Here is a 16,833-nt window from a genome sequence, read left to right as displayed (position 1 = left end):
TATTAGGCACGCCGCCAGCGTTCATCCTGAGCCAGGATCAAACTCTCCAATAAAGTTAGTTTGTCTAGCATCTAAAAATAAAAATTGACGTTTCACGTTGTTTGTTTCGTTTAGTTTTCAAAGTTCAACATCGCGTTTCAGCGACTTTTATAATATATCATAGTATATTATTTTCGTCAACAAGTTTTTTTGATGATTTGTATCGCTCATTTGCTGACTCTGCCTATTATATAGACTTTATTATTATTATGCAAGTATTATTATATAAAAAATAAGAGAGGGGAAATTCCCCTCTCTTATTCTTCAGAAGTAACCTCTTCGCCAGATTCTTCTTCTTCGTCTTTTTGTGCTTTTGCTACTGTCGCTACCTCTTGGTCATCCTCTAATCGAATTAGACGAACACCTTGTGTATTACGTCCCATTTGGGAGATTTGATCAACTGGCATACGAATAATAATACCCGCTGCTGTTATTAACATAACGTCTTCTTCACCTGTTACAGACTTAACCGCTACTAATTTACCGTTTTTATCTGTAATATTACAAGTCTTCAGACCTTTACCACCACGACTTTGCAGGCGGTATTCATCAATTGGTGTACGCTTTCCATAACCATTTTTCGTTACAATTAGAACATTTACATCCTCTTCGACAATTTCCATACCTACGACTTGATCTTCATCGCCTAATGTAATTGCTTTTACACCAGCCGCATTACGTCCCATAGAACGCACATCTTGCTCATTGAAACGAATTAACATACCGTTACTTGTTCCAACGATAATATCCTTATCGCCAGATGTTAAACGTACAGAGATTACTTCATCCTCTTCACGAAGAGAAATTGCAATTAAACCATTCGTACGTATATTTGCAAATGATGAAAGTGGTGTTCTCTTAGAGATACCTTGTTTCGTTGTGAAGAATAAGAACTGATCGTCACCAAATTCACGAATTGGAATAATAGCGTTGATCCACTCCCCTTTATCTACTCCTAATAGGTTAATAATAGGTAGCCCTTTCGCCGTACGACTATATTCTGGAATTTCATATCCTTTTGTACGGTATACTTTACCCTTGTTTGTGAAGAATAAAATATGATCATGGGTAGACGTTGTTAATAAATGTTCAACAAAGTCATCATCATTCGTACCCATTCCTTGTACACCACGTCCCCCACGGTTCTGTGTTTTGTACGTGGACGCTGGTAACCTTTTAATATAGCCATTGTGAGTTAATGTAATTGCAATGTTTTGCTCTGGAATTAAATCTTCATCTTCGATAGATTCCATACCGCCGATTGTGATTTCAGTTCGTCTCTTGTCATTAAAACGTTCTTTTACTTCCGTTAATTCCTCACGAATGATCTCAAGAACCTTCTCTTCATCTGCTAAAATTGCTTTTAATTCTGCAATTAGCTTCATTAAGTCTTGATATTCTTGTTCGATTTTTTCACGTTCTAGTCCAGTTAAGCGTTGCAGACGCATATCTAAAATCGCCTGTGCTTGTTTTTCGCTTAAGCCGAAGCGTTCCATTAAACCTTGTTTTGCAATATCGGCTGTTTTTGAACTGCGGATTAACGTAATAACTTCATCAAGATGATCTAAAGCAATTCGTAATCCTTCTAAAATATGAGCGCGCGCTTCCGCTTTCTCTAATTCATAAGCAGTACGTCTACGAATCACGACCTTCTGATGCTCTAAATAATGATATAAATTTTGTTTTAAATTCAGAACTTGTGGCTCTCCATTTACAAGAGACAACATATTAATACCGAAACTTGTTTGAAGTGCTGTATGTTTATATAGATTATTTAATAGTACATTGGCATTTGCATCGCGACGTACTTCCATAACAATACGCATACCATTTCGATCCGATTCATCACGTAAATCTGTAATACCTTCAATTTTCTTATCACGAACTAATTCTGCGATTTTTTCAATTAAACGTGCCTTATTAACTTGATAAGGTAGCTCAGTTACAATAATAGATTGTTTACCGTTGGCTCTCTCTTCAATTTCAACTTTAGCACGAATTATAATAGAACCACGACCTGTCTCGTAAGCTCTTCGAATCCCACTTCTTCCTAAGATCAAACCTGCTGTTGGGAAATCCGGTCCTGGAATACATTCCATTAATTCAGCAATGGTAATTTCGGGATTATGGCTTAATGCCAATACACCATCAATTACTTCCCCAAGTTGATGCGGCGGAATATTCGTTGCCATACCAACCGCAATGCCTGTTGTACCATTTACTAATAAGTTAGGGAAACGGGCTGGTAATACAATGGGCTCCCTTTCAGAACCATCATAGTTATCTTGATAATCAATTGTATTTTTTGAAATATCACGTATTAATTCCATAGAAATCTTAGACATTTTTGCTTCTGTATAACGCATTGCTGCCGCTGAATCTCCATCAACAGAACCAAAGTTACCATGCCCATCAACAAGCATATAACGTTGACTAAAATCTTGCGCCATACGTACCATCGTCTCATAAACGGCTGCGTCACCGTGAGGGTGATACTTACCGATTACTTCACCGACAATACGTGCTGATTTCTTATACGCTTTATCAGCTGTAATCCCTAAATCGTTCATCGCATATAAAACCCTACGATGCACAGGTTTTAATCCATCACGAACATCTGGTAATGCACGAGATACGATAACACTCATTGCGTAATCTAAAAATGAGGTACGCATTTCATGACTAATATTAATTTCTCGAATTCGTGCTTGTTGTTGATTGTCTGACATCAACGAGCACCTCCTCTTACATTTCCGTTACACATACATTGATTTATATGTAGAAGACAGGAATACTTAGATTCCTGTCATTACTCACTTAAATATCAAGGTTTTTCACGTATTTTGCATTTTCTTGGATAAAGTTACGACGCGGCTCTACTTTATCTCCCATTAAAATTTCAAATGTTTCATCCGCTTCAATTGCATCCTGAAGAGAAACTTGAAGTAACGAACGTACTTCTGGATCCATTGTTGTCTCCCATAACTGAGTTGGATTCATTTCCCCTAAACCTTTATAACGCTGAATTCCCGGCTTAGGTTGGGCTGGTAATTCAGCTAAGATTTTTTCAAGTTCCTTATCGTTGTAAGCATATTGAATTTTCTTACCTTGTTGCACTTTAAATAGTGGCGGCTGCGCAATATAGATATAACCATACTCAATGATTTGACGCATATAACGATAGAAGAACGTTAATAATAGGGTACGAATATGCGCACCATCGACATCGGCATCTGTCATAATAATAACTTTATGATATCGGGCTTTTTCAATATCAAAATCCCCACCAATATTTGTACCAATTGCTGTTATAATTGTACGAACTTCATCATTTGATAAAATCTTATCTAAGCGTGCCTTTTCAACATTAATAATTTTACCCTTCAGTGGTAAAATCGCTTGGAAATGACGATCACGCCCTTGTTTTGCAGATCCCCCCGCAGAGTCACCCTCTACGATATAAATTTCGCTAATTGCTGGATCTTTAGAAGAACAATCTGCCAACTTCCCTGGTAAACTTGAAACTTCTAGAGCACTCTTTCGGCGCGTTAATTCACGAGCTTTTTTAGCCGCTACACGTGCACGCGCTGCCATAGTCCCTTTATCTACAATTTTACGTGCAACACTTGGATTTTCCAGCAAGAACTTCTCAAACGCCTCTGAGAATACAGACTCTGTAATCGTTCTCGCTTCACTATTTCCAAGTTTCGTCTTTGTTTGTCCTTCAAATTGTGGATTTGGATGTTTAATTGACACGATTGCTGTTAAACCTTCACGAACATCTTCACCGGTTAAATTACTATCCGCATCTTTTAAAATACTATTTTTACGACCATAATCGTTAATCACACGAGTTAAAGCTGTTTTAAATCCTACTTCGTGTGTACCACCTTCATACGTATGAATGTTATTCGTAAATGAGTAAATATTATTTGTATATCCTTCGTTATACTGTAAGGAAACCTCAACTTGAATACCATCTTTTGAACCTTCTACATATACCGGTTCTTCATGAATTGGTTGTTTTGAACGATTTAAATGTTCAACATACGATTTAATTCCGCCTTCATAATGGAATTCTTTCTTTTGCTTATGTTCACGCTTATCTTCAATTGTTAATTTAATATTGCGATTTAAAAACGCTAGCTCACGCATACGGGTAGCTAATGTATCAAATTCATATTCTGTCGTCTCTTGAAAAATTTCTGGATCTGGCTTAAATCGTGTTATTGTTCCTGTGCGGTCTGTTTCACCTATTACCTTTAAATCCGCAACCGGGATACCACGTTCATATTTTTGATAGTGAATTTTTCCATCTCGATGTACAAATACCTCTAATTCTGTTGATAAAGCATTTACAACAGATGCACCTACTCCGTGCAAACCACCGGAGACTTTATAACCGCCACCGCCAAATTTTCCTCCAGCATGAAGAACCGTCATAATAACCTCTACAGCAGGTCGTCCCATTTTCTCTTGAATACCAACTGGGATACCACGGCCATCATCTGTTACGACAATACTATTATCTTCTTCAATACTGACATTAATTTCATCACAATATCCGGCTAAAGCTTCATCAATACTATTATCAACTATTTCCCATACGAGGTGATGAAGACCTTTTCCACTTGTAGAGCCGATATACATACCAGGACGCTTACGAACCGCTTCCAGTCCTTCTAACACCTGAATCTGACTTTCATCATATGCATTTTCCTGCATTTGCTTTTGTTCCATTGACACAAAGATCACCTACTTTTCCATTTAAACAGAAATTATTTTCTGTCCATTTCACAATCTACCGTGCCGTTCGTTACATGAATTGTTTTCGCTTCTTTCAATGTTTCGTGTTCAATTCCGTCGACACTCGTCGTTGTCACAAATGTTTGCACTTTTCCTTGAATTGTATTTAGCAGATGCGATTGACGATAATCATCTAATTCTGATAACACATCATCTAGTAAAAGGATTGGATATTCCTTAACCTCTGAGTATATCAATTCAATTTCAGCCAATTTTAGGGATAGTGCGGTTGTTCGTTGTTGTCCTTGTGAGCCAAAGACTTGAACATTTTTACTATTAACGAAGAATTGTAAATCATCACGATGAGGACCGAGTAAAGTTGTACCACGAAAAATTTCACGTTGTTTCACAGCTTGAAAACTTTCATAGTATACTTCTTTTATTTTCGACAAATCCATTGATTCTGATACATCTACGCTTGGTTTATACACGATTTCTAGCTCCTCTAATCCCCTGCTAATTCCACGGTGAATTGGAGCAGCCCATTCTTGTAGTAAATGTAAAAACTCAAAACGTTTCCGCAAAATTTTCGCACCATGCTCGATAAGTTGAAGTGTAAATACATCCAGCATCGTTTCCTCATTTTTACTATTTCCTTGCATCTTCTTAAGTAAATGATTTCGTTGCGTGAGTACCTTTTGATATTGGCTTAATTCATACAAATAGACAGGAGCTATTTGTCCAAGTTCCATATCCAAAAAGCGTCTTCGTACTTGAGGGCTTCCTTTTACAAGATTTAAATCTTCTGGGGCAAACATAACAACATTCATTTCACCAATATACTGGCTCAATTTTTGTTGTTCTAACTGATTCAACTTTGCCTTTTTACCTTTTTTTGAAATATTTAATTCTAAAGATAAAGAACTATTTCGCTTTTGTAATCTACCTTTTATATTACCATAATCCTCATCCCAACGAATGAGTTCACGATCGTTCGAAGTTCTATGGGATTTCGCCATCGCCAGTACATATATAGCTTCCATTAGATTCGTTTTCCCTTGGGCATTTTCCCCAATAATTACATTGACTTTATCCTCAAAGGAAAGCTCTAAATGCTCATAATTGCGATAGTTTTTTAATTGTATTTCTGTAATAAACAAAGGGATCCCCCTTTATGATTGAACTTGGAAAGTTCCGCTTCCCGGAATTTCAACAATATCATTTGCATATAACTTTCGGCCTCTTCTATTTTCAAGTTCTTGATTCACGTATACTTCATATTCTTGTAAGAACCATTTTACAGCGCCACCTGTATCAATTACATCAGCTAACTTTAAAAATTGTCCTAGTGTAATGTATTCTGTTGAAATCTTAATAAGTTTCATAAAATCGCTCACTTTCTGAAAGTGTTCATTCTTTCATTGTACTAAATAAACCAGCATTAGGAAAGTAATACCCTACAAATCAAATAAGGGTCACTAGTACCTTTAAACTAGCAACCCTTAATCCTTACTTAGTAAGTACGGACCGGTAAAATTAATTGGATAATGGAATTATCATTTACTGTACGAATTAAGAACGGTCTCATTGCCCCAGTAAAACTAACTTTAATTTCTGTACTATCTAAAGCTTTTAATGCGTCCATCATATATTTTGCACTAAAAGATATTTTTAATTCTTCTCCATCTACATTTTCACATTGAACCTCTTCTACTACTTTTCCGATTTCTGGCGAATTCGAAGAAATCTCTAGCATCTGTTGTTCTAACGTCGATAATTTAACAACGTTGTTACGACCATCTCTTGCTAATAGTGAAGCACGATCAATTGCTTGTAAAAACTCTTTTGTATTTACAAAAATATCAGTCTTACTCTCAGCTGGAATTAAACGTGTTGTATCTGGATAATTTCCTTCTAACAATCTCGAGAAGAATAATAAATGTTTTGTACGGAATAATACTTGATACTCCGTAATAACGATATCTACCATTTCTTCAGACTCATCTAGAATTTTACTTAATTCATTTAAGCTTTTACCAGGAATAACGACATTTGCTTGAAATTCATCAGCAATATCATGTCCTGCTATTTTCGCTTTACGAAGTGCTAGCCTGTGACTATCTGTTGCAATACAAGTTAATTCGCTGTTATATACTTTCCAGTTTACACCTGTCAAGATTGGCCTTGTTTCAGAACTTGAAACTGCAAATACAGTTTGACGAATCATGTGCTTTAATAAATCTGTTGGAATCTTAAATACATGATGTTCTTCGATTTGTGGTAATAACGGATATTCAGCAGAATCTAAACCATTTAGATTAAACTCTGATTTTCCAGATTTTATTTTTGTCATAAAATGATTTTCCACAGAAATTTCGACAATGTCTTTAGGTAATTTTTTTACGATCTCACTAAAATATTTTGCTTGTAAAACAATGCTTCCTGATTGTTCAATTTCTACAATTTCTTTTCCAGCATCTTCAACTGGGATAAATGACTCAATGGAAATATCTGCATCGCTACCTGTTAAAGTAACCCCTTCTTCAGTTGCTACAACTTTAATCCCTGTAAGAATTGGAATGGTTGTACGGGAAGAAACAGCCTTCATTACATCTTGTACACTTCTTACAAGATAGTCTTTTTGTATTGTAAAACGCATAACGAAAAACCTCCGGTAAGTATAAGATTTTATTTATTTAATAAAGATAAAAAAGTAGTAGTAATAGTAATAGGGCTTGTGGATATGTGGATAACTCTGTTTAGAGATGTAAAAACAGTCTATCTACATGTGGATAGACTGTGCGTAAAACAAAGTAAGTTATTCACACTATTCAGCTACTACTACTTTAAAATATCATTAATTTCTTCAACGTGTTTTTGCAATTGAGTATCCGTTTTTAGTAGCTTCGAAATTTTCTCGTGAGCATGGATAACTGTTGTATGATCGCGACCACCAAATTCTTCACCTATTTTTGGTAAAGATGAGTCCGTAAGTTCACGTGATAAATACATCGCAATTTGGCGAGGGAATGCAACGGATTTTGTGCGTTTTTTCGCTTTAAAATCTTCTAATTTTACTTGATAGACACCCCCAACAGCCTTTTGAATATCAGAAATAGAAATAATCCTAGGTATAGAATTTGGAATAATATCTTTAAGTGCTTCGGCCGCTAAATCAGCATTCATATCTTTATTAATTAAAGATGAATAAGCTACAACTCGAATAAGTGCACCCTCTAGTTCACGAATGTTTGAGTCAATTTGATTTGCGATATAAAGCATAACTTCATTTGGTATATCAAGACCTTCTGCTTTTGCCTTTTTACGTAAAATTGCGATTCTAGTTTCTAAATCTGGTGGCGTAATATCTGTGATTAAACCCCATTCAAAGCGAGAACGAAGGCGATCTTCTAAAGTTGGGATCTCTTTTGGAGGTCTATCACTTGAAATTACAATTTGTTTACTTTCTTCATGTAATGCATTAAATGTATGGAAAAACTCTTCTTGTGTTTGTTCTTTTCCAGCAAGAAATTGAATATCATCTATCAATAAGACATCTACATTACGATATTTATTACGAAAATCGACAGCTTTATTATCACGAATTGAGTTAATGAATTCATTTGTAAATTTTTCAGATGATAAATATACAACTTTTGCATTTGGATTGTGTTCAATTACATAATGACCAATTGCGTGCATTAAATGCGTTTTTCCAAGTCCAACGCCCCCGTAAATAAAGAGCGGATTATAGGCTTTAGCCGGCGCTTCGGCTACAGCTAAAGAAGCAGCATGTGCAAAACGATTACCAGAGCCGATAACAAACGTATCAAATGTATATTTTGGATTTAACATGCTCTGTGGTAAATGGTTAGATTCATCATGTGCTGGATTTTGTTTAACAGAAGGGAGATCTATATCCTCTTCTGCTTGACTTTGGGGAATGATAAAGCGAATAGCTAGTTTTGCCCCTGTTAAATCATAAAGTGTTTCTGAAATTAGTTCTGAATAATGCGATTCTAGCCAGTCACGAGCAAATTCATTTGGAGCTGTAATAGTTAATACATCTTTTTTTAAGTTATGAGCAGTTGTTGATTTTAACCACGTTTCATAACTTGGCTTACTCACCTTTTTTTCTAATTCTTTTAAGGCGCTATTCCATAAATCAGAGATATTTTCCAAAGGTGTCCCTCCTTTACAAAGATGGTAAAAGAATGAGGTTGCGCAACAATTGTACAACCCACAAATATTTTAAATGCATATTTATACGAAACGTATTTTAAAATATAAAAACGTTGTTTGTATCCGAGATAGAGTTTTCGATAAAAAAACAAATGTGGACAACTATTTACCCACATGTGATTTAAACTATCCACATGTTATACACAAATTGTGGATAAAATAATGATGTGGAAAACTTATTCAAAGTGAAAACACAACTATAATATCAAAAAAAAGTGGCTATAGCAATGAAATTAAGAAAGTTATCCACAAAATCAATACCTTGTGGAATAAACTTGTCCACAATACGATATACTGTGTAAAAGTGAAAAAAGGGTTTGTGGATATAAAAAAAGAGGAAATGCATTTATCCACAAGGAAATGTAGGGGTTGTGAAAAAGTGTGTGAATAGATTCAAAATGAATATTTGATGAAAATTTCGAGAACCATTGACATTTTCCTAGTTGATTTACTATAATTTATTAGACTGTCTTTAACAGATATTCCTCAGGGAGGTGTCATATAATGAAAAGAACTTACCAACCAAATAAACGTAAGCGCAGCAAAGTACATGGTTTCCGCAGCCGTATGAGCACAGCGAACGGACGTAAAGTGCTAGCAGCTCGTCGTCGTAAAGGAAGAAAAGTATTATCTGCGTAGACCACTGATCGTTCAGTGGTCTTTTTTTCTAATAATAATGAATTTCCACTGATGAAATACAGGAGTGTCAATTGATATGAAGAAAAAAAATCGTATAAAAAAGAATGATGAATTCCAGGCTGTTTTCCAAAAAGGACAGTCGAATGCTAATCGTCAGTTTGTTGTATACCAATTAGATAAAGAAAAACAGCCACACTTTCGCATTGGCCTTTCTGTTAGTAAGAAAATAGGAAATGCAGTAGTTCGTAATCGAATTAAGCGTATGATTCGCCAATCGATTATAGAATTAAAAGATGAGATAGATTCTGGAAAAGATTTTGTTATAATAGCAAGGAAGCCTTGTGCAGAGATGACATATGAAGAGTTAAAGAAAAGCTTAATTCATGTCTTTAAACGCTCTGGTATGAAAAGAATAAAAAAGTAGCGTAAGGAAATGAATTACACTATATACATACCGAAACAAGGAGGAGCAGGCTTTGAAAAAGAAAATAGGTTTACTAGCCATGGTTGTTGCATTAATGGCAATTGCTACCGGTTGTAATCAAACGAATCAGCCGATTACATCGAAGAGCACTGGGATTTGGAATGAATATTTCGTATACCCGCTTTCTCAGTTAATCACGTATTTCGCGAAATTGCTTGGTGATAATTACGGTTTGGCGATCGTTGTTACGACTCTTATTATTCGTTTTGCATTATTACCATTAATGATTAAGCAAACGAAGAGTACGAAAGCGATGCAGGCGTTACAACCAGAAATGGTGAGGTTAAAAGAGAAATATAGCTCGAAAGACCAAGCAACACAGCAAAAATTACAACAAGAAATGATGCAGTTATATCAAAAAAATGGTGTAAATCCATTAGCAGGATGTTTACCAATATTTGTTCAGATGCCTATTTTATTCGCTTTTTATCACGCGATTATGAGAACATCAGAAATTAGTAAGCATACATTCCTATGGTTTGATTTAGGGCACGCAGATCCGTACTACATCCTTCCGGTTGTTGCGGCTATTACGACATTTATTCAGCAAAAACTTGCAATGGCAGGAACAGCTGGACAAAATCCGCAAATGGCAATGATGATTTGGCTTATGCCAATCATGATTTTAGTCTTTGCAATTAACTTCCCAGCAGCACTATCACTGTACTGGGTAGTTGGTAACATCTTTGGTATCGCTCAAATGTATATGATCAAAGGGCCTGAAATTAAGGCTAGTAAGGCAGGAGGATCAAGCAAGTGAGTATAATTACTGCTAAAGGACAAACAGTCGAGCTGGCAGTACAAGATGCTTTAAGACAACTAAATGCTTCGAAAGATCGAGTGGATATAAATATTATCGATGAGGGTAAGAGAGGATTCCTAGGTTTATTTGGGAATCGTCCTGCTGTAGTAGAAGTTGTATTGAAGAAGGATCCAATCCAAGAATGTGAAGAATATTTAAAAAATGTTATTCGCAATATGGGTGTGGAAGTTGAGATTAGAAAAGTTGTAAAAGGACGCGAAGTTGAATTTACAATTTCTGGTGAAAATGTAGGTGTTTTAATTGGAAAAAGAGGTAATACATTGAATTCTTTGCAATATTTAACAAAACTTGTTGCGAATCGTAATACAAAGCAATATATTGGTATCACACTAGATGCTGAAAACTATCGTAGTAAAAGGAAAAATACGTTAGAATTGCTTTCTTATCGATTAGCAAAACAAGTGGCGAGTACGAAAAAAAGAGTTGTATTAGAACCAATGCCTTCTTTTGAACGGAAAATTATTCATCAAGCATTATCTAATCATCAAAGTATCATTACAACTTCTGAAGGAAAAGAACCACATCGGCATGTTGTAATATCTTCCAAATGACCGGTTACTCAATTGAGTGCCGGTTTTTTTGAGGCAAAAATGATTGTGGATAACTAAAAAACACTAAACTTATCCACTGTGAATAAGTTTAGTGTTTTTTACATGAGGACATAATAAAATGAGTTATTATTCTTTTGTAGATAGGTTCGTTATGGTATCCTAATAATTTAGTGAAGGAAAAAATCATGTTGAAATAGAGATAAATAAGCAAGTGAGGTGAAAGGACATGGAATTTGATACAATTGCCGCGATTTCCACAGCGCTTGGGGAAGGTGCAATTGCCATTGTTCGAGTAAGTGGGGATGATGCGGTTGAGAAAGTGAATCGCATTTTTAAAGGGAAGGATTTAACAGAAGTTCCTTCTCACACTATTCATTATGGTCATATTGTTAATTTAGATACAAATCAAGTTATTGAAGAAGTTATGGTGTCTATTATGCGTGCACCAAGGACTTTTACACGTGAAAATATAGTAGAGATTAACTGTCATGGTGGACTTGTTTCGGTAAATAAAGTATTGCAGCTTATTTTAGCACAAGGAGTACGATTAGCTGAGCCTGGTGAATTTACGAAACGTGCTTTTTTAAATGGACGTATCGATTTATCACAAGCAGAAGCCGTTATGGACTTAATTCGTGCAAAAACAGATCGTGCAATGAATGTAGCAATTAACCAAATGGAAGGACGATTATCTAAATTAATTGGTCGTCTGCGTCAAGAAATATTAGAAACACTAGCTCATGTTGAAGTAAATATAGATTACCCAGAATATGATGATGTAGAAGAGATGACGCATAATATTTTAATTGAGAAAGCTACACATGTCCGTGCTGAAATTGCAAAGATATTAGAAACATCGAAGCAAGGAAAAATTTTACGTGAAGGTATTGCAACCGCAATTATCGGTAGACCTAACGTTGGGAAGTCATCGCTATTAAATAGTCTTGTTCAGGAGAAAAAAGCAATTGTAACTGATATTGCAGGAACAACTCGTGATGTTATTGAAGAGTACGTTAATGTGCGTGGTGTACCACTTAAACTTATAGATACAGCCGGCATTCGTGAGACGGAAGATGTCGTTGAACGAATTGGTGTAGAGCGTTCAAAAGAAATGATGAGCCAAGCTGATTTAGTGTTAGTTGTTGTCAACTATAGTGAGGTTTTAACAAATGAAGATGAAGATTTATTCCGTGCCGTACAAGGAAAAGATTTCATTGTTATTGTGAATAAGACAGATTTATCGCAAGGAATTGATATGGAACGTGTTGCAGAGTTAGCTGCGGGGAATCGTGTTATTACAACATCTTTAATTGAAGAGCAAGGAATAGATGAGCTTGAAAAGGCTATTGCTGATTTATTCTTTGAAGGAGCAATTGATTCTGCAGATATGACATATGTTTCTAATGCGAGACATATCGGGCTATTAACACAAGCAGGAAAAACAATTGGTGATGCAATTGAAGCGATAGAAAATGGTGTGCCAATTGATATGGTACAAATCGATTTAACAAGAACGTGGGAAATACTTGGTGAAATTACTGGTGATACCGTCCATGAAAGCTTAATTGACCAATTGTTCTCTCAATTTTGTTTAGGAAAATAATACAGAGATTATTTAGGAGGAATAAACAATGGGATACAATGCCGGCTCATACGATGTCATAGTAATCGGTGCAGGTCATGCAGGATGTGAAGCTGGTCTTGCGGCAGCACGAATGGGCTCAAAAACCTTAATGTTAACAATTAATTTAGATATGGTAGCGTTCATGCCATGTAACCCTTCTGTTGGTGGACCAGCAAAAGGGATTGTTGTTCGTGAAATCGATGCATTAGGCGGAGAAATGGGACGCAATATTGATAAAACACATATTCAAATGCGTATGTTAAATACAGGTAAAGGTCCAGCTGTACGCGCACTTCGTGCACAAGCTGATAAATTCTCTTACCAGCATGAATTAAAGAAAACGATTGAAGAAACACCAAACTTAACGTTGTCCCAAGGAATGGTAGAGCGTTTAATCGTTGAAGACGGTGTATGTAAAGGGGTAATTACACAAGCTGGTGCTGAATACACAGCGAAAACAGTTGTAATTACAACTGGAACATTTTTACGCGGTGAGATTATTATGGGAGACTTAAAATATTCAAGCGGTCCAAATAATCAGCAACCATCCATTACATTATCTGAACACTTAGAGGAACTTGGTTTTGATCTAGTTAGATTTAAAACAGGTACACCTCCTCGTGTAAACAGTAATACAATTGATTACAGCAAAACAGAAATTCAACCAGGTGATGACAAGCCACGAGCTTTCTCTTTTGAAACAACGAAATTTATTATGGATCAAATTCCATGCTGGTTGACGTATACAAGTACAGAAACACATCGTTTAATAGATAAAAACTTACATCGCTCAGCTATGTATTCTGGTATGATTAAAGGAACAGGACCTAGATATTGTCCTTCGATTGAGGATAAGGTAGTAAGATTTAATGATAAACCACGTCATCAAATTTTCTTAGAGCCAGAAGGACGTAATACACAAGAAGTATACGTACAAGGCTTATCAACAAGCTTACCAGAAGATGTACAACGCGAAATGCTTAGAACAATTCCAGGTCTAGAAAATGTTGAAATGATGCGTACAGGTTATGCCATTGAATATGATGCAATTGTACCAACACAACTATGGCCAACACTTGAAACGAAAAAAATTAAAAATTTATATACAGCAGGACAAATTAATGGAACTTCTGGATACGAAGAAGCTGCGGGACAAGGGCTTATGGCTGGGATTAATGCAGCATGTCGATCTTTAGGTAAAAAAGAAGTTATTTTAGGTCGCGCTGATGCTTATATCGGTGTCTTAATTGATGATCTTGTAACAAAAGGTACAAATGAACCATATCGTTTATTAACGTCTCGTGCAGAATATCGTTTATTATTACGTCACGATAATGCGGATCTTCGTCTAACTGAGGTTGGTCGTGAAATTGGCTTAATTAAAGAAGATCGTTATGAGCGATTTACAAATAAAAAACTACAAATTGATCAGGAAAAAGAGCGTTTAGAGAGCATTATTATTAAACCACGTCCTGAAGTTCAAGAATTAATTCGTAGTATTGGTGGAAGCGAATTGAAAGATGGAATACGTGCAAGTGATTTATTACGTCGCCCAGAGATGACGTATGAGCATATCCACCTTTTAGTGCCAAGTGAAGTAGAATTAAATGATGAGATTACAGAACAAGTTGAAATTCAGATTAAATACGAAGGATATATTGAAAAATCTCTACAGCAAGTAGAACGTATGAAGAAAATGGAAAACAAAAAGATCCCTGTGGATATTGATTATGATGCGATTTCTGGAATTGCATCAGAAGCTAGACAGAAACTGAAAGATGTTCGTCCGCTTTCGATGGGGCAAGCTTCACGTATTTCGGGCGTAAATCCAGCTGATGTTTCCATTTTGCTTGTGTACATTGAACAAGGAAAAATTGCACGAGTATCGAACCAATAAATAGTAAGGAGATATTGCTAGATGAACATAGAACAATTTCAATCTATGCTAGAAGAGAAGGGGATTTCCCTCTCTTCTAGACAGTTAGAGCAGTTCAAAATCTACTTTGAAACGTTAGTAGAGTGGAATGAGAAAATGAATTTAACAGCTATTACGGAGAAAGAAGAAGTATACTTAAAACACTTTTTTGATTCCATTACAGCTGCTTTTTATTATGATTTTTCAAAACCATTCTCTATTTGTGATGTTGGTGCAGGAGCTGGATTCCCAAGTATTCCTTTGAAAATCTGTTTCCCACACTTAAAAGTAACAATTGTAGATTCATTGCAAAAACGTATTAATTTCTTAAATCACTTAGCACAAAAGCTAGAATTAAGTGATGTTGCATTTTGCCATGATCGCGCTGAAACATTTGGGAAAAAAGAAGGTGTACGTGAGTCATACGATATTGTAATGGCACGTGCAGTTGCGCGTCTTTCTGTACTGAGTGAGCTATGTTTACCACTTGTAAAAGTAGGGGGAACATTCATTGCCATGAAAGGTGCAGCAGCGAACGAGGAAATTGAAAATGGCAAGTATGCTTTAGAGGTACTTGGCGGAGAATTAAAGGAAATGTCTACATTCCAATTGCCGTTTGAAGAAAGTGAGCGTAATATTTTATTAATCGAGAAAAAGCGCAAGACACCAAAGAAATATCCACGCAAACCGGGAACACCCAATAAATTACCTATTGAAAAATAAATCTTATTAGACGTAAGATTAAATTATATAAATGAAAACGTAAATGTTTCATAGGGAACATTTTATGTAGAACAGTCAATAGGCCTAAAAGGTGGTGGAATATGTATGAAAAATACGTTTTCTCGTTTATTTGGCTTTGGAGATAAAGAGAGCGAATTCGAATTACAAGACGAAAGCCATGAAGAAATAGATAAAAAGGTATATGAAGAAATACAAGAAATACCGATAGTAAATATTACCCCTAACCGCTATCAACCACGAACAGTTTTTGACGATGCACGTATTGATGAGCTAGCTTTAACGATTCGTACACATGGGCTTATCCAGCCGATTGTTGTGAGACAATATGAGGATGATAAGTACGAGATTATTGCCGGGGAAAGGCGTTTTCGCGCAGCAACAAAGTTAGGGTGGGAAAAAGTTCCTGCAATAATTAAAAATTTAAATGATACTGAGACAGCTTCTGTAGCGTTAATTGAAAATTTGCAGCGTGAGGAATTAACAGCAATCGAAGAAGCTGTGGCATATCAAAAGCTGATTGAGTTACATAATTTAACACAAGAAGCATTGGCACAACGACTTGGAAAAGGGCAATCCACAATCGCAAATAAATTACGATTATTAAAGTTACCCGAAAAAATAAAAAATGCGTTATTAGAAAAGAGTATTACAGAACGTCATGCTCGCGCTCTTATTCCTTTGAAAAATGAGGAATTACAACTGAAGGTTTTACAAGAAATTGTGGAGAAGCAATTGAATGTAAAGCAAACAGAAGAACGAATTGCGAAGTTACTAGAAGAAGTAAAGCCAAAGCGCAAAGCGAAACAAAAAGCAGTAAGTCGAGATACGAGAATTGCTATGAATACAATTAGACAATCATTGCAAATGGTTGCTAGTAGTGGTTTGAATGTTAATTCTGAGGAAGAAGAATTTGATGAGTATTATCAAATTACAATTAAAATTCCTAAGAAAAAATAATTGTGTGTTAGAGGCCTTATCCTGTTGGAGAGGTCTCTTTTACTATATTTTCTTGTTAAATGAAGAAGG

14 protein-coding genes are annotated in these 16,833 nt (G+C 35.8%); 8 read left to right on the top strand and 6 right to left on the bottom strand.

Annotation, left to right across the window (positions count from 1 at the left end):
* Window positions 1-296: 296 nt before the first annotated feature.
* The 6 genes from gyrA to dnaA all read right to left on the bottom strand — a co-directional run bounded on the left by gyrA (window position 297) and on the right by dnaA (window position 8,967).
* Window positions 297-2,768 (bottom strand): DNA gyrase subunit A, encoded by a 2,472-nt coding sequence (gyrA, locus tag ACTFQM_RS23970; protein WP_327902603.1) that lies wholly within the window; start codon window positions 2,766-2,768, stop codon window positions 297-299.
* Window positions 2,769-2,856: 88 nt separating this feature from the next.
* On the bottom strand, window positions 2,857-4,779 hold the full coding sequence (gene gyrB / locus ACTFQM_RS23965; RefSeq protein ID WP_440036547.1) for a DNA topoisomerase (ATP-hydrolyzing) subunit B: 1,923 nt from the start codon (window positions 4,777-4,779) through the stop codon (window positions 2,857-2,859).
* A gap of 38 nt (window positions 4,780-4,817) precedes the next feature.
* On the bottom strand, window positions 4,818-5,945 hold the full coding sequence (gene recF / locus ACTFQM_RS23960) for a DNA replication/repair protein RecF (protein ID WP_025146930.1): 1,128 nt from the start codon (window positions 5,943-5,945) through the stop codon (window positions 4,818-4,820).
* A 12-nt stretch (window positions 5,946-5,957) separates the two neighbouring features.
* Window positions 5,958-6,170: a S4 domain-containing protein YaaA gene (yaaA, locus tag ACTFQM_RS23955; RefSeq protein WP_025146931.1), complete on the bottom strand. Its 213-nt coding sequence runs from the start codon at window positions 6,168-6,170 to the stop codon at window positions 5,958-5,960.
* Between the two features lie 128 nt (window positions 6,171-6,298).
* Window positions 6,299-7,444: a DNA polymerase III subunit beta gene (gene dnaN / locus ACTFQM_RS23950; protein WP_002174519.1), complete on the bottom strand. Its 1,146-nt coding sequence runs from the start codon at window positions 7,442-7,444 to the stop codon at window positions 6,299-6,301.
* A 182-nt stretch (window positions 7,445-7,626) separates the two neighbouring features.
* On the bottom strand, window positions 7,627-8,967 hold the full coding sequence (gene dnaA, locus ACTFQM_RS23945; RefSeq protein WP_002174518.1) for a chromosomal replication initiator protein DnaA: 1,341 nt from the start codon (window positions 8,965-8,967) through the stop codon (window positions 7,627-7,629).
* 564 nt (window positions 8,968-9,531) lie between these two features.
* Here dnaA and rpmH point away from each other — a divergent pair.
* From rpmH to noc, 8 genes are all read left to right on the top strand, one after another.
* Window positions 9,532-9,666, top strand: a complete 135-nt coding sequence (gene rpmH, locus ACTFQM_RS23940; protein ID WP_000831901.1) for a 50S ribosomal protein L34 — start codon at window positions 9,532-9,534, stop codon at window positions 9,664-9,666.
* A gap of 76 nt (window positions 9,667-9,742) precedes the next feature.
* On the top strand, window positions 9,743-10,090 hold the full coding sequence (rnpA, locus tag ACTFQM_RS23935) for a ribonuclease P protein component (protein WP_025146932.1): 348 nt from the start codon (window positions 9,743-9,745) through the stop codon (window positions 10,088-10,090).
* A 52-nt stretch (window positions 10,091-10,142) separates the two neighbouring features.
* Complete coding sequence (gene spoIIIJ, locus ACTFQM_RS23930; protein WP_002174516.1) at window positions 10,143-10,910, top strand: YidC family membrane integrase SpoIIIJ; 768 nt, start codon at window positions 10,143-10,145, stop codon at window positions 10,908-10,910.
* Window positions 10,907-11,524, top strand: coding sequence for an RNA-binding cell elongation regulator Jag/EloR (gene jag / locus ACTFQM_RS23925; RefSeq protein ID WP_440036544.1), 618 nt, complete (start codon window positions 10,907-10,909; stop codon window positions 11,522-11,524). Before spoIIIJ ends, jag begins: the two co-directional genes overlap by 4 nt.
* Window positions 11,525-11,750: 226 nt before the next feature.
* The gene (gene mnmE, locus ACTFQM_RS23920; protein WP_440036543.1) at window positions 11,751-13,127 is read left to right on the top strand and encodes a tRNA uridine-5-carboxymethylaminomethyl(34) synthesis GTPase MnmE; all 1,377 of its coding nucleotides are present in this window, start codon (window positions 11,751-11,753) and stop codon (window positions 13,125-13,127) included.
* Window positions 13,128-13,155: 28 nt separating this feature from the next.
* A complete protein-coding gene (gene mnmG, locus ACTFQM_RS23915) occupies window positions 13,156-15,045 on the top strand; it encodes a tRNA uridine-5-carboxymethylaminomethyl(34) synthesis enzyme MnmG (RefSeq protein ID WP_440036542.1) in 1,890 nt (629 codons plus the stop codon).
* Between the two features lie 21 nt (window positions 15,046-15,066).
* Entirely contained in the window at window positions 15,067-15,786 is a 720-nt protein-coding gene (rsmG, locus tag ACTFQM_RS23910) for a 16S rRNA (guanine(527)-N(7))-methyltransferase RsmG (RefSeq protein ID WP_134266329.1), read from the top strand.
* 105 nt (window positions 15,787-15,891) lie between these two features.
* Complete coding sequence (gene noc / locus ACTFQM_RS23905) at window positions 15,892-16,764, top strand: nucleoid occlusion protein (RefSeq protein WP_440036541.1); 873 nt, start codon at window positions 15,892-15,894, stop codon at window positions 16,762-16,764.
* The last annotated feature ends 69 nt before the right edge of the window (window positions 16,765-16,833 follow it).

It is taken from the genome of Bacillus cereus group sp. MYBK30-2, from assembly GCF_051915945.1.
Lineage (GTDB): Bacteria > Bacillota > Bacilli > Bacillales > Bacillaceae_G > Bacillus_A > Bacillus_A paramycoides.
The sequence above is the reverse complement of the archived record's forward strand: the minus strand, read 5'-3'. Positions and strand labels throughout refer to the sequence as shown.